The sequence below is a fragment of the Vibrio sp. B1-2 genome, from assembly GCF_963888445.1.
GTDB lineage: Bacteria > Pseudomonadota > Gammaproteobacteria > Enterobacterales > Vibrionaceae > Vibrio > Vibrio anguillarum.
This window is the reverse complement of record NZ_CAWPJH010000042.1, coordinates 22,406-41,989: the sequence shown is the minus strand read 5'-3', so window position 1 is coordinate 41,989 and position 19,584 is coordinate 22,406. Positions and strand designations below refer to the sequence as shown.

Below are 19,584 nucleotides of genomic sequence, written 5' to 3'. Positions count from 1 at the left end.
TTGGCACTTTTGCTTTTACTTAAAATTTAGTGTTTATGGCACAATGTTTTAGGTTGGGTGGTAGCGTTGTTCACCCCTTAATTGGGCGTTATGTGTTTGATGGGTTTTTGAGGTTAATTCTACGATTTCATTGAGAATTCGTTCTGTATTTTCGGCAAGTTGGCTTGGTCGAAATGGATTCTTGAATAATCTGAGATTGATCGTTTTCAAGGTTCTTGGGTTGCCTCAATTGAGTTTTGGATCTGGTTTGTGTTGAGTTTTATCGGTTTCAAATCGCTTCAATTGAAATGCATTTTTGACTGATTTGCTTGCTGACATTCAGCACTGAAAGTCTGGTGAAGCAAAAAGTTTAGCGGTTGCTGAAAGGGCGCTTTCTTTGTTGTTGATTCTGTAAGTGGTTTTCTTCGGCTAAGATCGCTGTGAAATTTAGGTTTTGGTCAGCATCGTTTTTGTACGTAACTTATTCAAATCTCTTCATTTCCACGGTGGTTTACTTTGAATTCACGGTAAAATTCACATAACAAGCAATTCAAGTGGATTCTCAACGCGTGGCAGTTTTACTATGCGTCAGGTAAAGTGCTTTACGGTGCAATGCAGTGACTTGGTCAGTGCGTTGTTCACCACTTAATTGAGCGTTATGCCACTAGTAGATAACAATAAATTCAACGTCATATTGGAGTAATAATGATTACATTTGCGCAAGCATTAGACGCGACAGTCAAGCCAAGTAGGCACGTGTTGCTAGGAAATGGTTTCTCTCAGGCTTGGAACTATGAAGTATTCAATTATAAATATCTGTTTGAGCAAGCAAACTTTGGTGCCCGTGATGAGGCAATTAAGTCAATATTCAACAAATTTGAGACTTATGACTTTGAGACGGTAATGTTCAATATGCTCGCTTCAGCAGATGTACTAGAGGCATACAATGGTGACCGAGAACTGATCGAGCAAATTCGTGGTGATACTGAAGTTTTAAAAGAATCGTTGATTCAAGCTATTACGGATTGCCATCCAAGTTTACCTAGCCGACTAACTGATGAAGAATATGAGCTAGCTCGACATTTTTTACATGAGTTTAAGAACATCTTTACTCTAAATTATGACTTACTTATGTATTGGGCTAGAAACAAATCTGAAATTGAGCCAGAGGCTTTCCGCACTGATGATGGGTTCAGGTGGCCTGAAACATGGACTCCTTATCGTGGAGATGTCAATCAACAAGTGTTCTTCTTACATGGCGCGTTGCACCTTTACGATACGGGTACTGTGATCAAAAAGCATGCATATAATAATGATGCAGAGAGCGGTATTGTTGAGCAAGTCCGAGCAAACTTAAGACAGAATAAATTTCCGCTATTCGTCTCTGAACCAACGTATTTCAAAAAGGCGGAAAAGATCAAACACAATCCATATCTGGATTATTGTTTTAGACAGTTACAATATCTAGAGGGATCGATGTTTATCTATGGTCATTCATTCGATGAATCAGATAAACACATCTTTGATGAACTTAAAAATAGTGGCATCGAGCGTTTTTATGTAAGTATCTTTGGTGATGAAAATTCAGAACAAAATCAACGCACGATAGCAAATGCTAGAACTTTTCTTGCGCCTAAAGAAGTCGTGCTATTTAGTGCAGCTAGTACCCCAATTTGGCGAGTGGCATAACAATCTGTTTAAGAGTGATTCGCAACGCTTGGCATTTTTGCTATGCGTTGCGTTTAGTGTTTAAGGTAGCTTGCGGCGGCTTTGGTATTACGTTGCTCACACCTTAACAGGGCGTTAAGCCTATATAAGCAGCATCAAGCTGGCTAGGAATAATAAGGATAAAAATGAAATTATCAGCATTGTTAATCGAAAACTTCAAAGGTATCAAGTCGGAAGTTAAAGTACTAATAGATAATGTGGTTATCTTAATCGGTCCAAATAACTGCCGAAAATCAACAGTGTTAGATGCTTATGAAGCCTACTTCTCTGTAGGGGCTCCACTTTCACTTGATTACTTCCATAATCAAAGCGACTCGTTGCCGATTTCTATCACAGGTGTCTTTACTGATATATCTTCTGATGATCTGGATAGTATTGGTCAAGAATGGCTAATTACTGCTGACCCAGAATTTGGTGATTGTGCAAAGTTTAAATTTGTTTGGTCTAAAGCTGATGAAAAAGCAAAGAAGTTCAGCTTTAGTAATAAAACTAATGCGTTTAAACCTGGTGGCGGTGGTGGTTGGAATACAATCCTTAGTAGCCGTCTCCCAATGCCTATACGAATCAACCCTACTGATAATACCGAAGCTCTCGAGCAGGTGGTAAAAGAATTAATCTCCAAAAATGCCGCAGCTAAGATAAAGCAAGATAAATCTAAAGTAGCCAAGATCATGGCTGAAATTGATGCACTTGCCAAAGAAGTCGAAACAGAGCTGTCTAGTGTGAAATTTCGTCAATTAGCACTAGCATCCAAACTGAAGTTGATAAGATGTTTAAAGGCATGAATGTTACCTTTGAAGCGGGGGTTGGTAAATTCGATCCAGAAAAAGCAATCAAAGAGGGTAGTCGGTTCATCTTCGAAAATAATGGAAGCTCAGCGCCGCTTGCAAATCAAGGTTCAGGTGTCCAGCGTTCATTTTTGTGGGCTGCAATAAAAACACTCAGCTCTCAAGGACTACTGAAAAAAGGTCGTACAGCTATCGCTGCCGACAAACCTAAAGTGTTGTTGATTGATGAACCAGAAATCAACATGCATCCTGCAGTTATTCGATCGGCATGTGAGGCAATTTATGCGTTAGCAGAGTTAGATGGATGGCAGGTAATATGTACAACGCACTCTCCAGTTTTTATTGATTTAACGAAAGATCATACGACTCTCATCAAGGTTTCAAACCTAGTTAATGATGTTTTGTACTACCAGACGGATAAATCAGCATTTTCACCAGATGAAAAAGACAACTTAAAGTTTTTGAATCGTTGTTGCCCAACAGTCAACGAGTTCTTCTTCTATGATACTGCTTTACTAGTGGAGGGAGACACAGAATATTTAGCGTATCAAGACCAGATAAAACGACATAATCTGGTTATGACACACTGTGTAATAAACTGTCGAGGTAAAGCAAACATCCCTACGTTTATCAAAATATTCGACCAATTCGGCGCAAACGCAGTGGCTATACACGATTTGGATACCAAGCTTAACAGCAATGGTAAGAAAAATGCTATGTGGACTATTAATGAAAAAATTAGACTTGCTGCTGACGCTACTAATGGTAGGGTTCAAACGCTAGTTCATGTACCAGACTTTGAGGGTGACTATTTAGATGAGTCACCACAAAAAGATAAGCCATATAATTTGTTCAAGCACATTACAGCCTCAGATTTTGAAAGTAACCCAAGATATGACAGGCTGCGCTCTTCCTTAATGGATATCGAATCTGGTTGTCATACTGGTCTGTATACTCAAGTCGTTGAACTAGAAGCGAAAATATAGGCTTAACAAACTGTTTAAGAGTGATTCGCAACGCGTGGCATTTTTACTATGCGTTGCGTTTAGTGTTTAAGGTGGTTTGCGGTGGCATCGGCATTGCGTTGCTCACACCTTAACAGGGCGTTAGGCAAGGTGAGTTTTTATCAGCTAAATCGAGTTGAAATTGAACGGTAAATTCCATGTTTTGTGGTTTAACTTAAGCAATAAATCGTCATCACATATTTGTTGTTTCTTGATCGCGTTGGGTTGCTTTTTGTTGTGAATTTAGCGGCTGAATAACCTTCAGCATCCAAACGTCCGCCGAGCATGCTACGCTCGTCACTTTTCTTCCAAATCGCTCAATTTGAGTTTTTTGTTTCTTTGCTGATTCAGCATTTTGGTTTATAAATGAATCGGTTAGTTTGTTTCAAGTCTACAAAAAAGCTCATTCTTTTGTTGTGAAAGTGTCGGTGTCAATTGGTTGGCCTAACAAACGGCTCAAGAGGGATTGCCAACGCGTGGTGGCTTTAGTACAAAATTGAAATTCAGTGTTTACAGTGTGTTTTTTGAGTTCGGCAATGCGTTGTCAACCCCTTAGCCGGGCGTTAAGCCTCTTCCTATAAAGTTGGAGTTACAATGATAAAAATAATTGGTGATTGGGGTGTTGAATCGTTGGCTCCAGTACAGGAAATAGCAACATTTACATACAAGATATTTGCTAATTTTGTTGGTCATGAATTGGACTGCGATATCCGTACCTATAATAATCCTCTACAGGGCTATCCTTTAGCTCATTACGACAAAGTTGATGGAGACTTTGTTATCACCCTATCGTGTGATTCTGGTGTGTATTGGGCTCAAGTTGCTTACCAATTAGCCCACGAAATCTGTCATTTGTACTCTAATCACAGTCAACAAAGAAATCATAAATTTAAATGGCTAGAAGAAAGCTTCTGTGAGGCAGCCTCTCTTGCTGTGTTGTCTTATATGGCTGAACATTGGACAGAGTTCACGTTAGGGAAAGCAACCCCTAGTTTTGCAGGCTCAATAGATGATTATGTGCAAAACCTGAGAGCTAAGGCGACTCAGACTTTTAAAACCAGTAAAGAGTTTACTGATTGGTTATCGTCTAATATGGAGTTACTTGAAGCTAGCTCTACAAATCGTGAATTAAATCGTATAGTTGCATTTTATTTATATGATGAAGTGCTGAGCACAGAACCTTCAGCATGGGCAATTGTAGAGACACTAAATACCTGGGACTGCGGCTCGGACAGTAATTTTGACGAGTTCAATTCTTCTTGGAGAGCAAAGTGTGAAGAATTTTCTCAAAAACTCGACTGTGTTGACTTGTTAGCTACCCAGGCTTAACAAACAATTTAAGAGTGATTCAGCACGCTTGGCATTTTTGGCTTGAGTTAAGTTCAGTGTTTACGGCGGTTAAATTGAGTATCGTGGGTGCGTGCTTCACACCTTAATTGGGCGTTATGTAAAGCGGGTAAAATTGGCAGTATTCTGTTTTTGCGATCTCTTAAGCCATCGTTCCGTATCGTCGGCAAAATCTGCTCTTTCTGTCTCGATTCTTTGCTAATTTAGCCGTAAAACATGCCAAGATTCGTGAGTTGCCTCATTCAGCTGTAAAGTCGGTGCGAGGTTAGTTTTTCAGGTGTAAAGTGTGGAAAGTGCAAGGCAAACGAGAATCAGTGCTTTCTGATGGTTTCTTTCGTTGAATTTCCCCTGGCTTAAAAGCATTTTTAGGCGCTGATAATCAGTATTCAGCGTTTGTTGCGGCTTGGTTTGTAACATTGCTGACTTCGCAAATTCGTGAACACGGTTGGGTTCTTTTTTTTGTCTATTTCTTCAGTAGTACAGGCTTGGTTTTTCGTGGTAACTTTGGTTTATGTGGTTGAATTTACATAACAAAGCATTTAAGACGGATTCGCAACGCTTGGTGTTTTTTGTGTAAATTCAGTTTTTGTGATTTAAGTGGTTTGTCGAGACATTGGTGTTTAGCGTCGCTCACCACTTAATGCGGCGTTAGGCTATTAGGAGTTAGAGTTGGAAGAATTAATAAACTTTGTATTTGGTGCTACTGGCGGAGGAGCTATAGTTTGGCTTTTTCGAAATTGGATTTCCGAACGTCTAAAGCAGTCAATTTCTTTTGAATATTCAGAGAAACTTGCAGACCATAAAAATGAATTGAGCAAGAAAATCATCGAAATTCAACATGATAATCAAATAAATCAACTGAGAACGTCTCTATTCTTTGATCATCAAAGGGAAGCGTTTACAGAAATTTTAACTAAAATCTATGAGCTTAAAGAGGATTGGTTTGAGGACTATGACCCCGGATACGGTTTAGATAAGCATATATCACCTTCGTTATACAATGAACTCCAATCCTTAATAGCAAAACATCAAATATTTTTAGATGATGAAGCTTTATTTGTAATTGATTTGCTACTATCCGCATATGCTAAATCCTTTTCTTACAATGATGGAATGTCTGAAGAATATGAAGGCGATATTAGTGGAGCCTATCGTGAAGTGTCTTTTCTAACGCCGAATCTACAGTCACTATTAAGACAAAAAATTGGTGTGTCAGATGAAAATCAAAGCTTGGTAGAATGCTCTCTTTTTTGTTCAATGAAAATATTAAACGGTTATAATTTCCCTAAAATTGGACTTCCTGTTGAAGGTGTCTTAAATATCAACTCATTTAATCAGCAACCTGTTGATTGGGTTCGAATGGCAAAAGATAATATACCTGAGTTGACAAAAAAGCTGGAAGAACTATCCGAATATTTGTCTCAAGATGGCTTCTTTCATGAAGTGAATACTCAAGTTAGGTTTTGTATTGGTGTCATCGGTGAGAAATAGCCTAACAAACAATTTAAGAGTGACTCCCAACGCTTGCCGATTTCACTCCGATTTGAAATTTGTGTTTACGGTGTAATGGTTTAGCTTGGGTGTTATAGCGTTGTCGCACCTTAATTGGGCGTTATATGGCAATCAGAGTTAGGAGTCTTTTTGATAACTGAACGAATAAAGTTTTGGGCTTTGGCTTATTTTGCCAAAAATTCTTGTCCAAGCCTGTTCTCGCTTTCTAGCGAAGCTGCAAAAAACAATGATTTTTATGAGACCAATGTATATTTTCCTAAAGGTGCGGCAGAACAGTTAAATTCAATGTCCAACGAAAGAGTGGGGAGCCAGAGATTACTATATAGATTTATCCCTCTAAAAAATGGACTGCAAGCTAACAAATTGATTAAGGGCTACAGGTTCTTAGAAGACAACCAGAAAACTGAATGTTATGTATCAGAAGCTGCACTAAAGCATGCGCGTATTGACGTTACATATTACTTAGGCTTTTGGAGAGACGAAAATACTCACTGTACACCAGCTAAGCTTGTGCAAATGGTATTATGGCGCAAATGGCGCCTAGTGTACTTGGGCATTTTCTTTTCAAAGGCTCGTCAAAAGTTTCGTTCTTGGCGCATTTCCAAAAGACTGCGTACACCCTTGCGCTCTAAGTACGAAATATACGAGAGCTTAATGTCTAGTGATAAATTTTTAACCCAAGGGACGTTTACTAAAAGTGATTTAGTTGAGCTGATTTTGGGTCAAAAAAGCATATTCGACTATGAGCTTCACAGGAAATTTTCACAATCGCTTGATTGGATCTTGGAAGCATGTGTAGAGGATGGAGAAATTATCAGAGTCAGCCATGCTAATGAGTCTAACCCTCTGTACAAAATGAAAGGTAAAGGCATTCATTACTTTACTCAGACCAAAGAAAATATACGAAACGAAGAGCATCAAAAAGAGATTCAAAAGACACAAGTTAGTATCCAGAATAGGATGTTGTTGTTAACTTTTTTACTTGTCATCGCAACGTTTATGACAGCGGTCGACAAGTTTGATGCAACCGTAGAAGTTATTTATAAGTTAACCAACTGGTTAACTAAAATATTGTCTTTTGGGTAGCCATATAACAAACGGTTCAAGAGGGACTGCCAACGCGTGGCGATTTTTGTTCAAATCAACATGTGTGATTACGGTTGTTATTTTAGGTTCAGTGTTTTGCGTTGTCAGCCCCTTAACCGGGCGTTAGCTGGGGTTAAGAAAAACGGTGAATTTAGGGTGGAAAGGCTTTCGGTTTTCTAGCTACACACCAGACAAATCTCAGCTTTTCAACTATCTCGCCAGTGGCACTTTTCGGGAAGTGTTTGAACTTAACGAAGTCTGCTTACGGGAAGTGTTGTGTTTGTTAAGTTCATTGGCGCAGCTTCTTTGTTGTTGAAATTCATGAATGCTTAAATTCATTTCGTGTGCTCTGTCGTTGGTTTTTTCGATAGAATTCTTTGCAAATTACCATGCTTAGGAATGGTGATTTTCTCGGTCATTTCTTCTTTGCCAAGCGCATTTCGTGGATTAGGTTTTAATTTCACAGCTGTCCGTTTTACTTTGCCGTTTGAAAGCAATAATGTGTTTCAGATTAGGCATTTTGGCGTAATTTGCTAGCGAAAGTGCAGCAGCTAACTAGGCGTTTAAGACGGATTCCCAACGCTTGGGAGTTTCGATTCTAGGTTGAGTTTTGTGTTTAAGGTGCAATGGTTTAGGATTGTGGTCGCGTTGCTCACCACTTAACGCGGCGTTAGGCAAGGTGAGTTTTTATCAGCTAAATCGAGTTGAAATTGAGCAGTGAATTCTATGTTTTGTGGCTTAACTTAAGCAATAAATCGTCATCACATATTTGCTGTTTCTTGATCGCGTTGGGTTGTTTATCGCTGTGAATTCATCGGCAAAATAACCTTCAGCATCCAAACGTCCGCCGAGCATGCTACGCTCGTCACTTTTCTTCCAAATCGCTCAATTTGAGTTTTTTTGGTTTCTTTGCTGATTCAGCATTTTGGTTTATAAATGAATCGGTTAGTTAGTTTTAAGTTTGCAAAAAAGCCTGTTCTTTGTTTTTGAAAGTATCATTGTCAATCGGTTGGCCTAACAAACGGCTCAAGAGGGATTGCCAACGCGTGGCGGCTTTAGCGCAAAATTGAAGTTCAGTGTTTAAGTGTGTTTTTTGAGTTCGGCGGTGCGTTGTCAACCCCTTAGCCGGGCGTTAGCTGTTTTTAGTCAAATCAAGCAAGGATGTACATGGAATATAAACTAGATATTGAACCGTCAGATAGCGATATCAATGAAGTTCGTGGTGGTTTAATCAAACATAATACGCCATTCTTGGAAGGCATTTCGAAGTCTCAGGTTGGCTATTATGCGCTGAGAGACGAGAAGAAAGTTGGTGGTATTATTGCTGACCTTTGGGGTAATTGGTTGCTTATTAAATTCCTTTGGGTTGATGATTCAGTACGTGGTAAGCAAGTGGGTAGTGAGTTGATCAAATTGTTAGAGGGGTATGCCGTATCTAAAGGTTGTAAGTCCGCCCTTGTCGATACTCTTAGCTTTCAAGCGAAGCCTTTCTACGAAAAGCAAGGCTACAAGTGTCAAATGGTACTGGACAACTATCCAATGGATTCGTCGCTTTCATTTTTGACTAAAACACTCGTGGAAGAATAAACAGCTAACAAACGCTTTAAGACGGATTCGCAACGCGTGGGATTTTTGCCATGCGTTGATTTTAGTGATTAAGGTGGTGTGCGGAAGCATCGGCATTGCGTTGCTCACCACTTAAGCGGGCGTTATGCAACTCAGGTTAATTTAGGGGCTCAACCTTTTGGGATTTCTCCGGCTATTCGTTTTGTGTTGTCGGCAAATGAACTTTTTCACCCTCAGATTCGTGGTTAACTCAAACCGTAAAACAGACAAGATTCTTGGTTTGCCTCAATCATTTTTAGCGTTGGCTTGCTGCCAATTCAGCGGGCGCAAAGTGTGGAAAGGACAATGTTATCGAGCATTTTGTACTTGCTGAAGTTTTCGCTCGTTGAGTTTTCCTAACATAAAAGCTTGGTTTGTTGCTGAAAGGTGGACTTTGTTTTGGTAGCTCATTTATCACGGCTCTTGCTTGGGTTGATTCTTGAATCACTCAACTATTGCAATTGTGGCTTTTGGTCGTGTAAGTTAAGTTTATCTTATTGAATTTGCATAACAAACGGCTCAAGAGGGATTGCCAACGCGTGGCGGCTTTAGTTCAAAACTGAAGTTGAGTGTTTACAGTGCGTTTTTTAAGTTCGGTGGTGCGTTGTCAACCCCTTAGCCGGGCGTTAGTTGAAAAGGAATGAGAATGAACGACGGTTTTATCCGCCAAAGAAGAAACTTGTACACAATAAGTGGAGTGCTACTTTTTTGTTTTATGGCACAAGTTCAGATATCACAACTCAGCATTGTTGGAATTAGTTTCAGTGGGTTTAAGAAGCCAGAAATAACTTACATGTTCTTATGGGGTATGTGGGGGTATTTCTTCTATCGTTTTATGGTTTATTTCATCGAACATGAACTCAAGACGTTTGTCGGGATTTGGCGCAGGGAGGTGGAACGATACTCAAATGTATATTTACGTGAGCTAGCAAGTTCAAATGCGAGTGGTAGGTTTTTGGTAAGCCAAAGTGATTACTACTCAATGAAGCGAAATAATTGGGTTTTGAATTATCAAGAAGAGCATTTAGACGATCAGTATGGAGACCAATTTGTTAAAAATAAAACCGTGCAGGTTCTCCGGAGGAGCATCTTCAAATATCAGGTTGTTGGTGTATTGCGCCTTATTCTTTTGACAACAGTGGTTACGGATTATTTCTTTCCTTTGATTACTGGTTTACTTGTTTTTACTTATGCTGGCTTCGGGATGTGGGAAGGCTCTTTACTACACATTTTCAACTAACAAACGCTTTAAGACGGATTCGCAACGCGTGGAATGTTTACCATGCGTTAAGTTTAGTGATTTAGGTGGTGTGCGGAAGCATCTGTATTGCGTTGCTCACCACTTAAGCGGGCGTTAGGCAAAGTGAGTTTTTATCAGCTAAATCGAGTTGGAATTGAACGGTAAACTCCATGTTTTGTGGCTTAACTTAAGCAATAAATAATCATCACATATTTGTTGTTTCTTGATCGTGTTGGGTTGTTTATCGTTGTAAATTCAGCGGCAAAATAACCTTCAGCATCCAAACGTCCGCCGAGCATGCTACGCTCGTCACTTTTCTTCCAAATCGCTCAATTTGAGTTTTTTTGTTTCTTTGCTGATTTAGCATTTTGATTTATAAATAAATCGGTTAGTTTGTTTTAAGTTTGTAAAAATCCCTGTTCTTTGGTTTTGAAAGTGTCGTTGTCAATCTGTTGGCCTAACAAACGGCTCAAGAGGGATTGCCAACGCGTGGCGACTTTAGTGCAAAATTGAAATTCAGTGTTTACAGTGTGTTTTTTGGGTGCGGCGGCGCGTTGTCAACCCCTTAGCCGGGCGTTAGCACTCAAGAGGGAGTTATGAGTAAATTTTTAAATTCGGTTGCCTTGTTACCAATGCTCGGTTTCATTTTTACTATGATTTATAGCTTTATTGCAAAGGAAGAAGTTTATACAAATTATCACTGGTTTGTTGTTGCCTTGGTTTCACTCCAAGCTTCCGCTGAGCGTCTTAAAAATGTAAATTCAGTAAGCACAATGATTTTTGTTTCTAGTATTGTTGCAAATATATTATTACTTGTAGCAGCTGGGTTTGATTTAAAAATAACTCCAACTACTTTTGTACTGTTTTTAGGTTATTTAAGTGTTGGCTTTTTAGTTGTAATGGGTAATTTGGCTGTGAATTGGTATAAGCAATTGAGTGCTAACAAGGCCTTAAAGTCGGATTCGTAACAGTTGGCTCGGTTCCGCTTCGCTTCACATTGTAGCCAACAATTACTTACCGCTTAAGGCGGCGTTAGGCAAAGTGAGTTTTTATCAGCTAAATCGAGTTGGAATTGAACGGTAAATTCCATGTTTTCTGGCTTAAGTTAAGCAATAAATAGTCATCACATATTTGTTGTTTATTGATCGCGTTGGGTTGTTTATCGTTGTGAGTTTAGCGGCAAAATAACCTTCAGCATCCAAACGTCCGCCGAGCATGCTACGCTCATCACTTTTCTTCCAAATCGCTCAATTTTAGTTTTTTGTTTCTTTGCTGATTTAGGGTTTTGGTTTATAAATGAATCGGTTAGTTGGTTTTAAGTTTGTAAAAAAGCCCTGTTCTTTGGTTTTAAAAGTGTTGGTGTCAATTGGTTAGCCTAACAAACGGCTCAAGAGGGATTGTCAACGCGTGGTGGCTTTAGTACAAAATTGAAGTTCAGTGTTTACGGTGTGTTTTTTGAGTTCGGTGGTGCGTTGTCAACCCCTTAGCCGGGCGTTATGTACTTTCTCGAAAATTAACCTAGCCAACGTATGAAATTAGGTCGTAAACTTAGCTTAATTAAAGGGTTAGGTGGTAGATATGGCATTTTCAGAAATTGAGCAACAGTGTTACAGAAAGGCAGTGGAGAAGTACCTTGATTCTTGTCGACCGCCAGAAGAGATCCGCAATCAACTTGATATTGGGTATCGGTTAGAGGGGCAGGTCATCGAAATCTTCGAGATACGTCCTAAGTGGAATGATCCATCCGAAGAAATGGAGTGCCCAGTAGCCAAAGTCAAATATTATAAGTCGCGTGACGCGTGGAAAATTTACTGGATGAAATCCGACCAAAAATGGCATTCGTATGAGCCAATCCCAGAGATTCAACTTCTAGAAGCTTTCTTGGAAATACTAGAAGACGATACTTATGGGTGTTTCTGGGGATAGAACCAACCACGTACATAACAAACGCTTCAAGAGGGACAGCCAACGCGTGGCATTTTTACTATGCGTTGGCTTTTGTGGTTACGGTGTTATGCGGTAAGTTGGTAGTAGCGTTGTCTGCCCCTTAAGCGGGCGTTATGTGTAATCGAGAGTTCAGGGAAAGAATGAAAGTACTTATATCAGGATCCAATGGGTATATTGGTAGCCACGTGACTAAGATGTTTGTCGAAAGTGGCTTTGAGGTTTCAACTTACAGCAGGTTTAGTGGTGTCTTACCTCCTGCTCGGAAGCTTACCAAGGTGCCATCAGATTTCTCTGGTTACTTTGATATCGTTATAAATTGTGCTCGCCCACATTGGTCAGAATTTTCGCCGGATGAAATAGCTGATATAGAGTCCAAGCTGTTAACGCAGTTGGATAGACTAGCGGCTGAAGGTGCGACAAAAATCCACACATCGGGCGTTTGGCTATTTGGCAATGCGTCTAACAATGACCTCAAAGAATTTAGGCTTAAGCCTCTAGCCGCGGTGGAACCGGACACAGTTACAATAGGTTGCGCTATCAAAAAGAAGTGGCATGTCGTTTACTGTCCTAGTTTGGTTTATGGTGGTAAAAGCTGTCAGCTAAAGCGAATTGTAGACTCCTTATCTGACCAAACTCTCCAAGTAGCGATACCATCTCAAGGTTACAATCAATATATCCATGTTAATGACATCGCTCGATTTTATTTGGCACTGGTTCAAGGTAAACGTCCGGCTACACAACATTTTATTGCTGAGACTGAGGGGTATAGTCCCGAAGCGCTTTCTCAGTTGCTACTAGACTTTCAAGTCGTAAAGCGGGTTCGCAAGAGCAGTTGGAGTGACTTTGAGAAATGCTATGGACCTTCGGCAGTCGAAATTGAAAAGCTAAATCTTAACCTTCCAATTAGTCCTTTGTTTGAATCGATAGAGTCATTAAAGAAGTACATAGAAAATTACACATAACAAACAATTTAAGAGGGATTCCCAACGCTTGGCATTTTTGCTTCTACTTCAATTTTAGTGGTTACGGTACATGCGTTAGGTTGGGTGGTAGCGTTGCTCACCCCTTAATTGGGCGTTAGGCATGAGGAGGAAGATTTTGCCAAAGAAATATAAAACTAAATTGTCATTTTCGACAGCTCTAAATAAGCTCCAACAATTTCTTGATAGAGTTGAATATTGGAATGCTAACTACTCAAAATATTATCGTGTTTCAGATGTGGTTTTATTGGGAAGTCTAGCGCGCAGTGAGTCAAAAGTAGGAGATCTTGACCTTTGTGTAAATATTGAGCGCGTACAAGCTTTCAGCCCCTCAGAAAAGAAAGAAGAATATAGTGAGTGGCGTAGTAGCACTCTTGGCTATGCTCATCCAAGTAACTACGGTGACGAGCTATACATGTTTCAAACCGATGTCATTCGTTTTATCAAAGCTGGGGACGGTAGGTTCGATGTATTGCAGTGGCATGAGCTTCCAAGTTTAAGTTTAACCTTAGATCCCCTTACTAAGCTCGTTAGTAAAGGGGAACTCCAATATAGCAATGCAAGAGAAGCTGTCGCGAATGCTACTTGTTTATCAGGCGAAGAAATAAATTCAACAATTGAAAAAGGTGCACTAAGTCGTAAAGACTATGAAATCAGCGTCTATTGTAATGCATTAAGCAAGTACCCTGAACATGTACGTGACGCAATTCTTGAGCGAGATAAGTGCCATGATGAATATTATGCACATATTGGAAATCATGCCTAACAAACGGCTCAAGAGGGATTGCCAACGCGTGGCGGCTTTAGTGCAAAATTGAAGTTCAGTGTTTAAGTGTGTTTTTTGAGTTCGGCGGTGCGTTGTCAACCCCTTAGCCGGGCGTTATGCAACTCAGGTAAATTTAGGGCTCAATCTTTTGGGATTTCTCCGGCCATTCGTTTGGTATTGTCGGCAAATGAGCTTTTTGACCTTAAAATTCGTGGTTCACTCAAGCCGTAAAACAGACAAGGTTCTTTGTTTGCCTCAATCAGTTTTAACGTTGGCGCGTTGCGAATTTTGTGGGCGTAAAGTGTGGAAAGGGCAAGTTTATCGAGCATTTTGTACTTGCTGAAAGCCTTGCTTGTTGAGTTTGTCTGATTCAAAAGCTTGGTTTGTTGCTGAAAGGTGAACTTTGTTTTGGCAGCTTATTTATCATGGCTCTGGCTTGGGTTGGTTCTTGAATCACTCAACCATTGCAATTGTGGCTTTTGGTCGTGTAAAGTCAGTTTATGTCATTGAATTTGCATAACAAACGGCTCAAGAGGGATTGCCAACGCGTGGCGACTTTAGTGCAAAATTGCAGTTCAGTGTTTAAGTGTGTTTTTTAAGTTCGGCGGTGCGTTGTCAACCCCTTAGCCGGGCGTTATGTTTACAAAAGCAAAACGGCTATCTTGAGGAAAAGATTGGGGATTTCTCCTGCTTTTTAGCTTTATCGATTTTCAGCAATTTGAGTTCAACTATCCAAAATTCTTTGTTATCTCTGGCATCGCGCGAACTAAGTTCGTGGGTTGCTTCATTACAGGACTGTGGAAATATCGTTTGAAGGTTTTACTGGTTCAAAGGCGCTTTGATTAGATGGCTTAGGATTAGCAAAATCACGAGCTTTAAGTTGATCGCATTTGTCGGTCAAGTTAGCTTAAAGACTTGGTAATGGTTTTGAGCAATGCCGTAAAATCGGCGGTTCTTTGTCATGGAAGTTTTCTTAAACCGTAATCATAACAAGGCATTAAAGTGGGATTTGGCCCGCGTGGCTTTTTTGGTTTGCGTTAAGTTTCGTGATTAAGGTGTAATGCAGAAACATTGTATTGCGGGCCTGCACCCCTTAACGCAGCGTTATGTAAATGGTGGAAAATGAAAGAGATTTCGAAAGAAGTAATAGTTGGCTTAGTCATATCAGCAGCTTTGGGCATTGCTGCGTTTTTTAAGGATGCCATCATTGGCTCACTTATTACACCAACTGTAATAGCCCAAATAAAAGAACAAGGACATCTCAGTGAAGATTTGAGGCTGGGACAATACGTTGTAACCACAGAGAAATCCTTTAACTCAAATCATGTTGTTAACGCCGAAGTCCTACTTAAGCTTAAAGCTCAAGAATACGTATTGAGCTCTCAGTTAGAAGAGTTCGAGAATGAAGTTGGCATACGAGCTGCCGCCAGCGAGAATCGAAACCAAAGTTTAATAACTAAACAATCAGAGAAGCTCGCCCTTATAAAAGCTCAACAAGAGCGTATTGTTAAGTCAATCGAGTTGCTAAATGCCAAGCTGGAACGTAAGTTATCGGTCAAAATCTATTATCACTCAGACCCGCAGTTCAAAGGTAAAATTAGACTGAACTCAAATAACTTCCTTATTTCGCAATTGATAACCAATGGTGAGGAATATGAAGTCATTTCTGGGCGCAATAGTTATGAGTATACAGTAGTCCTAGAGCCACTGACGATTGAGAGCAAATCCACATATGACGCAGTAGCAAACTTGTATATAGGTGACCATAATCAACTATTTACTAATGCTAGAAGTACGGGTGTTGGAACGGCAATCATTCAACTTTAGAATTTACATAACAAGCAATTTAAGAGGGATTCTCAACGCTTGGCACTTTTGCTTCTACTTCAGTTTTAGTGTTTATGGCACAATGCTTTAGGTTTGGGTGGGGGCGTTGTTCACCCCTTAATTGGGCGTTAGGTTTACGAAGAGAAAAGCGTAATTATTGGGGAAAAGATTTGGGGATTTCTCTAGCCATTCGTTTACGGATGTCAGCAAATCAGCTTCGTCTGCCCAAATCATCGAGTTTCTTCAGCGGTTTCTCATGTCAAAATTCGTGGGTTGCTTCATTGAAAAATGAAGCAGGTTGGTTGAATGTTTCACTGGCTCAAAAGCGCTTTGGTTTTCTCAATTGAATGAATAAGTTACTTGTTTTAAGTTCATCACATTTGGCTGTGAAAATGAGTAAAAGGCTTGGGTTGTATTTATCACAATGCGTTAATCTAGTGATTCTTTGCCAAGCAAGAAAATGCGAAATAGTAATACCTAACAAAAAATTCAAGCCTGACTACCAACGCGTGGCTTTATTAGTTCCAATGAGTTTTGTGTTTACGGTGCATTACTGAAAGTAACATTGTGCGTTGGTAGCAGCTTAATTTGGCGTTAGCAAGTGCCTTCAGCTACAGTTGAATAGCCATCAGTTTGTTATATAGTTTATTACTTTCTTCTTGAGTGCCATTAGTCAGAGTATATAAAACTCTTTGTGTTAGAGTTAAGGCATCTCGCAATGGTTTTGGTAAATCTTCTGGTAAAAAGGACTTTTTAATAAATCCTGGTTTTACTGGCGCCAAACCAGTTCGAACTAAGCAATCAATTTTTCCATTGCTTTTATACATTATGGAGAATTCATTAATTTGTTCATCGACATTTAAAAATTCAAACATATAGTCATATAGTTCATTAAACCGATAAACTTCTGTTCCTTTGACACACCCTGTAGTTTTAGGTAACGAATATCTGCCAAAATACAATCCAACTCGATCGTTTTTGATAATCGCTCTGATTGAGCACGATCGTTCAATAAAAGTTTTGCTCTTTAGCTCAGATAATGTGAAGTTAGGTCTAACATGAGGTTCCTGTGTTTTTTTTCGGATTTGTTGTCTTTTATTGATAAATATATTTTCCTTCAGTTCTGAGTAAGGGGTACTCTTCGTAAAGTAGATGTATCTTTCTTCCCAAGCGCAGGTTCCACACGGATCGGCCATCGCTCTAAAATTTATTGAATTATCAGGTTGAACTATCGCTTTATAACATTTATCACAAGGTTTGAATGTTGACAAAATCTCATCTTGTTCAATAAAAAATCGACGAATCCTAGGGAGTGTGATTTTTAACCCTCGGACCCATGTACTTCTTTCGGTATTAACAGTAGCAAGTTGGTCACTATCAGGGGATCGTTTATTTTTATATGCTTTAACTATTAACATTGGTGCTAACCAAGCACAGTTAAACTTCCCGCTTCCTTTGTGAAACTTAATTATTACCAAGTAATCCGATGTATTATACTGAGATGGAGACATTGAAACTTTTTCTACTAAAGTGCTCTTAATTTCAATATAATTTCCTTTGAAATCAACATCAAACCCGTTATTGTTAACAGGCAGTTCATTGTCAGGAATGAGTAACTCTATTAATGCTTCACCAGCAGCTCCAATTACAGTTGAATACTCATGAAATTGGGGAATTAAGTTAGGTTCAATACTAGATGCGTAAAGAGTTTTCGCTATTTCTTTATACGCATGAGCTAAATTTAATTCATTAAGGAGTTTGTGTCCTTCCTTAATTTCTGAAAATCTATTGGTAAGCTTGTATGTTTCTAAAATATAATCATCCCATATCTTTGGTGATTTATTTTTTTTAAGAATCTCGAAAGGTATTTCTTGATAATTCATAATACGCCACTGAATAGTTTGTTCTTCTCTATTAACATTAACACGTTTGCTTTTCTAGAGGAATAAGCACTTTTCGACACTTTGCAATAGCACTGTGCTAACAAGCTAATCAACTGGACGCATAACGGTTGTCATTGTTTTTGCAAAAGAAAAACATGGCAAAAACAACACCAACCTACGCGCCAGTTATTAGGGCGTTAGGCAAAGTGAGTTTTTATCAGCTAAATCGAGTTTGAATTGAACGGTAAATTCCATGTTTTGTGCCTAAACTTAAGCAATAAATAATCATCACATATTTGCTGTTTCTTGATCGCGTTGGGTTACTTATCGTTGTGAATTTAGCGGCAAAATAACCTTCAACATCCAAACGTCCGCCGAGCATGCTACGCTCGTCACTTTTCTTCAAAACCGCTCAGTTTTAGTTTTTTGGTTTCTTTGCTGAATTAGGGTTTTGGTTTATAAATGAATCGGTTAGTTTGTTTTAAGTTTGTAAAAAAGCCCTGTTCTTTGGTTTTGAAAGTATTGTTGTCAATCGGTTGGCCTAACAAACGGCTCAAGAGGGATTGTCAACGCGTGGCGGCTTTAGTACAAAATTGAAGTTCAGTGTTTACGGTGTGTTTTTTAAGTTCGGCAGTGCGTTGTCAACCCCTTAGCCGGGCGTTATGTGTTTGATGAGTTTTTAAGGTCAAAGCTACGATTTCATTGAGAATTCGTTCCGTGTTTTCGGCAAGTTGGCTTGGTCGAAATGGATTCTTGAACAATCTGAGATTGATCATTTTCAAGGTTCTTGGGTTGCCTCAATTAAGTTTTGGATCTGGTTTGTGTTGAGTTTCGTCAGTTTCAAATCGCTTAAATTGAAATGCTTTTTTGACTGATTCACTTGCTGAAGTTCAGCTCTGAAAGCCTGGTGAAGCAAAAGGTTTTGTTGTGGCTGAAAGGGTGCTTTCTTTGTTGTTGATTCTGTAAGTGGCTTTCTTCGGCTAAGATCGCTGTGAAATTTAGGTTTTGGTAAGGATTGGTTTTTCACGTAACTTATTCAAATCTCTTCATTTCTACGGTGGTTTACTTTGAATTCATAGCTAAATTCACATAACAAGCAATTCAAGTGGATTCTCAACGCGTGGCAGTTTTACTATGCGTCAGGTAAAGTGTTTTACGGTGCAATGCAGCGGCTTGGCCAGTGCGTTGTTCACCACTTAATTGGGCGTTATGTGAATGGGGGAAAATAATGTCTTCAGTTCCAGAATCAAAAGATGAGTTGCTCACAGCTATAAATTCTATATTCCCGAAACTTATGGACGATTATCTGAGTGTTCCTGCATCAATGGCACGTAAGTGTGAAATTGAAGGTAACTTAAAAGGAACACAAATTAGCGTTTGTGACACTGTCGCTTATCTTGTTGGTTGGGGAAACTTGGTCTTGAAATGGCACAGTTTGAAGTCACAAGGTTTGCCAGTCGATTTTCCTGACACGGGTTATAAGTGGAATCAGCTTGGATTGTTGGCGGTCAGTTTTCACGATCAGTACCGTGATTGGCAATACGAGGACTTACTTAAGGAGTTAGACTCAACAATAAACAAGCTGATCTTGTTAGTCGCAAGTTTAAGCAATGAAGAATTGTATGAAACGACGTGGTATGAACAATGGACATTTGGTCGAATGATCCAGTTCAACACGTCATCACCAATGAAGAATATGCGAGCCAAAGTTAGGCGCTTTAACAAAAACAACAGGCTTCGGTAGGTAATTCACATAACAAACGGCTCAAGAGGGATTGCCAACGCGTGGCGGCTTTAGTACAAAATTGAAGTTCAGGGTTTACGGTGTGTTTTTTAAGTTCGGTGGTGCGTTGTCAACCCCTTAGCCGGGCGTTATACGCCAATCAAATATT

Annotated in this window: 15 protein-coding genes; 14 read left to right on the top strand and 1 reads right to left on the bottom strand. The window is 39.5% G+C overall.

The window, feature by feature from the left end:
* The first annotated feature begins 684 nt into the window (after nt 1-684).
* From AACQ75_RS14955 to AACQ75_RS14895, 13 genes are all read left to right on the top strand, one after another.
* Nucleotides 685-1,668: a DUF4917 family protein gene (locus AACQ75_RS14955; RefSeq protein WP_104040757.1), complete on the top strand. Its 984-nt coding sequence runs from the start codon at nt 685-687 to the stop codon at nt 1,666-1,668.
* 164 nt (nt 1,669-1,832) lie between these two features.
* Nucleotides 1,833-2,492 carry an AAA family ATPase gene (locus AACQ75_RS14950; RefSeq protein ID WP_249339364.1) on the top strand — a complete coding sequence of 220 codons (660 nt, stop codon included), beginning with the start codon at nt 1,833-1,835 and terminating at the stop codon, nt 2,490-2,492.
* Nucleotides 2,477-3,481, top strand: coding sequence for an ATP-dependent nuclease (locus AACQ75_RS14945; protein ID WP_249339363.1), 1,005 nt, complete (start codon nt 2,477-2,479; stop codon nt 3,479-3,481). Before AACQ75_RS14950 ends, AACQ75_RS14945 begins: the two co-directional genes overlap by 16 nt.
* Before the next feature lie 612 nt (nt 3,482-4,093).
* Nucleotides 4,094-4,828 carry a hypothetical protein gene (locus AACQ75_RS14940; RefSeq protein WP_170888953.1) on the top strand — a complete coding sequence of 245 codons (735 nt, stop codon included), beginning with the start codon at nt 4,094-4,096 and terminating at the stop codon, nt 4,826-4,828.
* 687 nt (nt 4,829-5,515) lie between these two features.
* Nucleotides 5,516-6,337 (top strand): hypothetical protein, encoded by an 822-nt coding sequence (locus AACQ75_RS14935; protein WP_170888952.1) that lies wholly within the window; start codon nt 5,516-5,518, stop codon nt 6,335-6,337.
* A gap of 150 nt (nt 6,338-6,487) precedes the next feature.
* The gene (locus tag AACQ75_RS14930) at nt 6,488-7,444 is read left to right on the top strand and encodes a hypothetical protein (protein WP_170888951.1); all 957 of its coding nucleotides are present in this window, start codon (nt 6,488-6,490) and stop codon (nt 7,442-7,444) included.
* Between the two features lie 1,167 nt (nt 7,445-8,611).
* Nucleotides 8,612-9,031 carry a GNAT family N-acetyltransferase gene (locus tag AACQ75_RS14925; RefSeq protein ID WP_000455864.1) on the top strand — a complete coding sequence of 140 codons (420 nt, stop codon included), beginning with the start codon at nt 8,612-8,614 and terminating at the stop codon, nt 9,029-9,031.
* A gap of 664 nt (nt 9,032-9,695) precedes the next feature.
* Nucleotides 9,696-10,289 carry a hypothetical protein gene (locus AACQ75_RS14920; protein ID WP_170888950.1) on the top strand — a complete coding sequence of 198 codons (594 nt, stop codon included), beginning with the start codon at nt 9,696-9,698 and terminating at the stop codon, nt 10,287-10,289.
* A 596-nt stretch (nt 10,290-10,885) separates the two neighbouring features.
* A complete protein-coding gene (locus tag AACQ75_RS14915) occupies nt 10,886-11,257 on the top strand; it encodes a hypothetical protein (RefSeq protein WP_170888949.1) in 372 nt (123 codons plus the stop codon).
* A gap of 610 nt (nt 11,258-11,867) precedes the next feature.
* A complete protein-coding gene (locus AACQ75_RS14910) occupies nt 11,868-12,215 on the top strand; it encodes a DUF3024 domain-containing protein (protein ID WP_170888948.1) in 348 nt (115 codons plus the stop codon).
* Nucleotides 12,216-12,376: 161 nt separating this feature from the next.
* Nucleotides 12,377-13,198, top strand: coding sequence for an NAD-dependent epimerase/dehydratase family protein (locus tag AACQ75_RS14905; RefSeq protein ID WP_170888946.1), 822 nt, complete (start codon nt 12,377-12,379; stop codon nt 13,196-13,198).
* 136 nt (nt 13,199-13,334) lie between these two features.
* On the top strand, nt 13,335-13,982 hold the full coding sequence (locus AACQ75_RS14900; protein ID WP_232472896.1) for a hypothetical protein: 648 nt from the start codon (nt 13,335-13,337) through the stop codon (nt 13,980-13,982).
* Nucleotides 13,983-15,104: 1,122 nt separating this feature from the next.
* Complete coding sequence (locus AACQ75_RS14895; protein WP_170888945.1) at nt 15,105-15,809, top strand: hypothetical protein; 705 nt, start codon at nt 15,105-15,107, stop codon at nt 15,807-15,809.
* A gap of 611 nt (nt 15,810-16,420) precedes the next feature.
* Here the strand turns inward: AACQ75_RS14895 and AACQ75_RS14890 are convergent.
* Nucleotides 16,421-17,692 carry a hypothetical protein gene (locus AACQ75_RS14890; protein WP_170888944.1) on the bottom strand — a complete coding sequence of 424 codons (1,272 nt, stop codon included), beginning with the start codon at nt 17,690-17,692 and terminating at the stop codon, nt 16,421-16,423.
* Between the two features lie 1,228 nt (nt 17,693-18,920).
* On the opposite strand from AACQ75_RS14890, the gene AACQ75_RS14885 reads away from it, so the two are divergent.
* Nucleotides 18,921-19,436: a ClbS/DfsB family four-helix bundle protein gene (locus tag AACQ75_RS14885; protein ID WP_170888943.1), complete on the top strand. Its 516-nt coding sequence runs from the start codon at nt 18,921-18,923 to the stop codon at nt 19,434-19,436.
* Nucleotides 19,437-19,584: the final 148 nt, after the last annotated feature.

What these genes read in the sequence shown, in the direction of transcription:
- AACQ75_RS14945 (WP_249339363.1), top strand. Translation starts at nt 2,477, where the DNA reads ATGTTTAAAGGCATGAATGTTACCTTTGAAGCGGGGGTTGGTAAATTC.
- AACQ75_RS14915 (WP_170888949.1), top strand. Translation starts at nt 10,886, where the DNA reads ATGAGTAAATTTTTAAATTCGGTTGCCTTGTTACCAATGCTCGGTTTC.
- AACQ75_RS14925 (WP_000455864.1), top strand. Translation starts at nt 8,612, where the DNA reads ATGGAATATAAACTAGATATTGAACCGTCAGATAGCGATATCAATGAA.
- AACQ75_RS14920 (WP_170888950.1), top strand. Translation starts at nt 9,696, where the DNA reads ATGAACGACGGTTTTATCCGCCAAAGAAGAAACTTGTACACAATAAGT.
- AACQ75_RS14905 (WP_170888946.1), top strand. Translation starts at nt 12,377, where the DNA reads ATGAAAGTACTTATATCAGGATCCAATGGGTATATTGGTAGCCACGTG.
- AACQ75_RS14955 (WP_104040757.1), top strand. Translation starts at nt 685, where the DNA reads ATGATTACATTTGCGCAAGCATTAGACGCGACAGTCAAGCCAAGTAGG.
- AACQ75_RS14890 (WP_170888944.1), bottom strand. Translation starts at nt 17,692, where the DNA reads ATGAATTATCAAGAAATACCTTTCGAGATTCTTAAAAAAAATAAATCA.
- AACQ75_RS14950 (WP_249339364.1), top strand. Translation starts at nt 1,833, where the DNA reads ATGAAATTATCAGCATTGTTAATCGAAAACTTCAAAGGTATCAAGTCG.
- AACQ75_RS14940 (WP_170888953.1), top strand. Translation starts at nt 4,094, where the DNA reads ATGATAAAAATAATTGGTGATTGGGGTGTTGAATCGTTGGCTCCAGTA.
- AACQ75_RS14895 (WP_170888945.1), top strand. Translation starts at nt 15,105, where the DNA reads ATGAAAGAGATTTCGAAAGAAGTAATAGTTGGCTTAGTCATATCAGCA.
- AACQ75_RS14885 (WP_170888943.1), top strand. Translation starts at nt 18,921, where the DNA reads ATGTCTTCAGTTCCAGAATCAAAAGATGAGTTGCTCACAGCTATAAAT.
- AACQ75_RS14910 (WP_170888948.1), top strand. Translation starts at nt 11,868, where the DNA reads ATGGCATTTTCAGAAATTGAGCAACAGTGTTACAGAAAGGCAGTGGAG.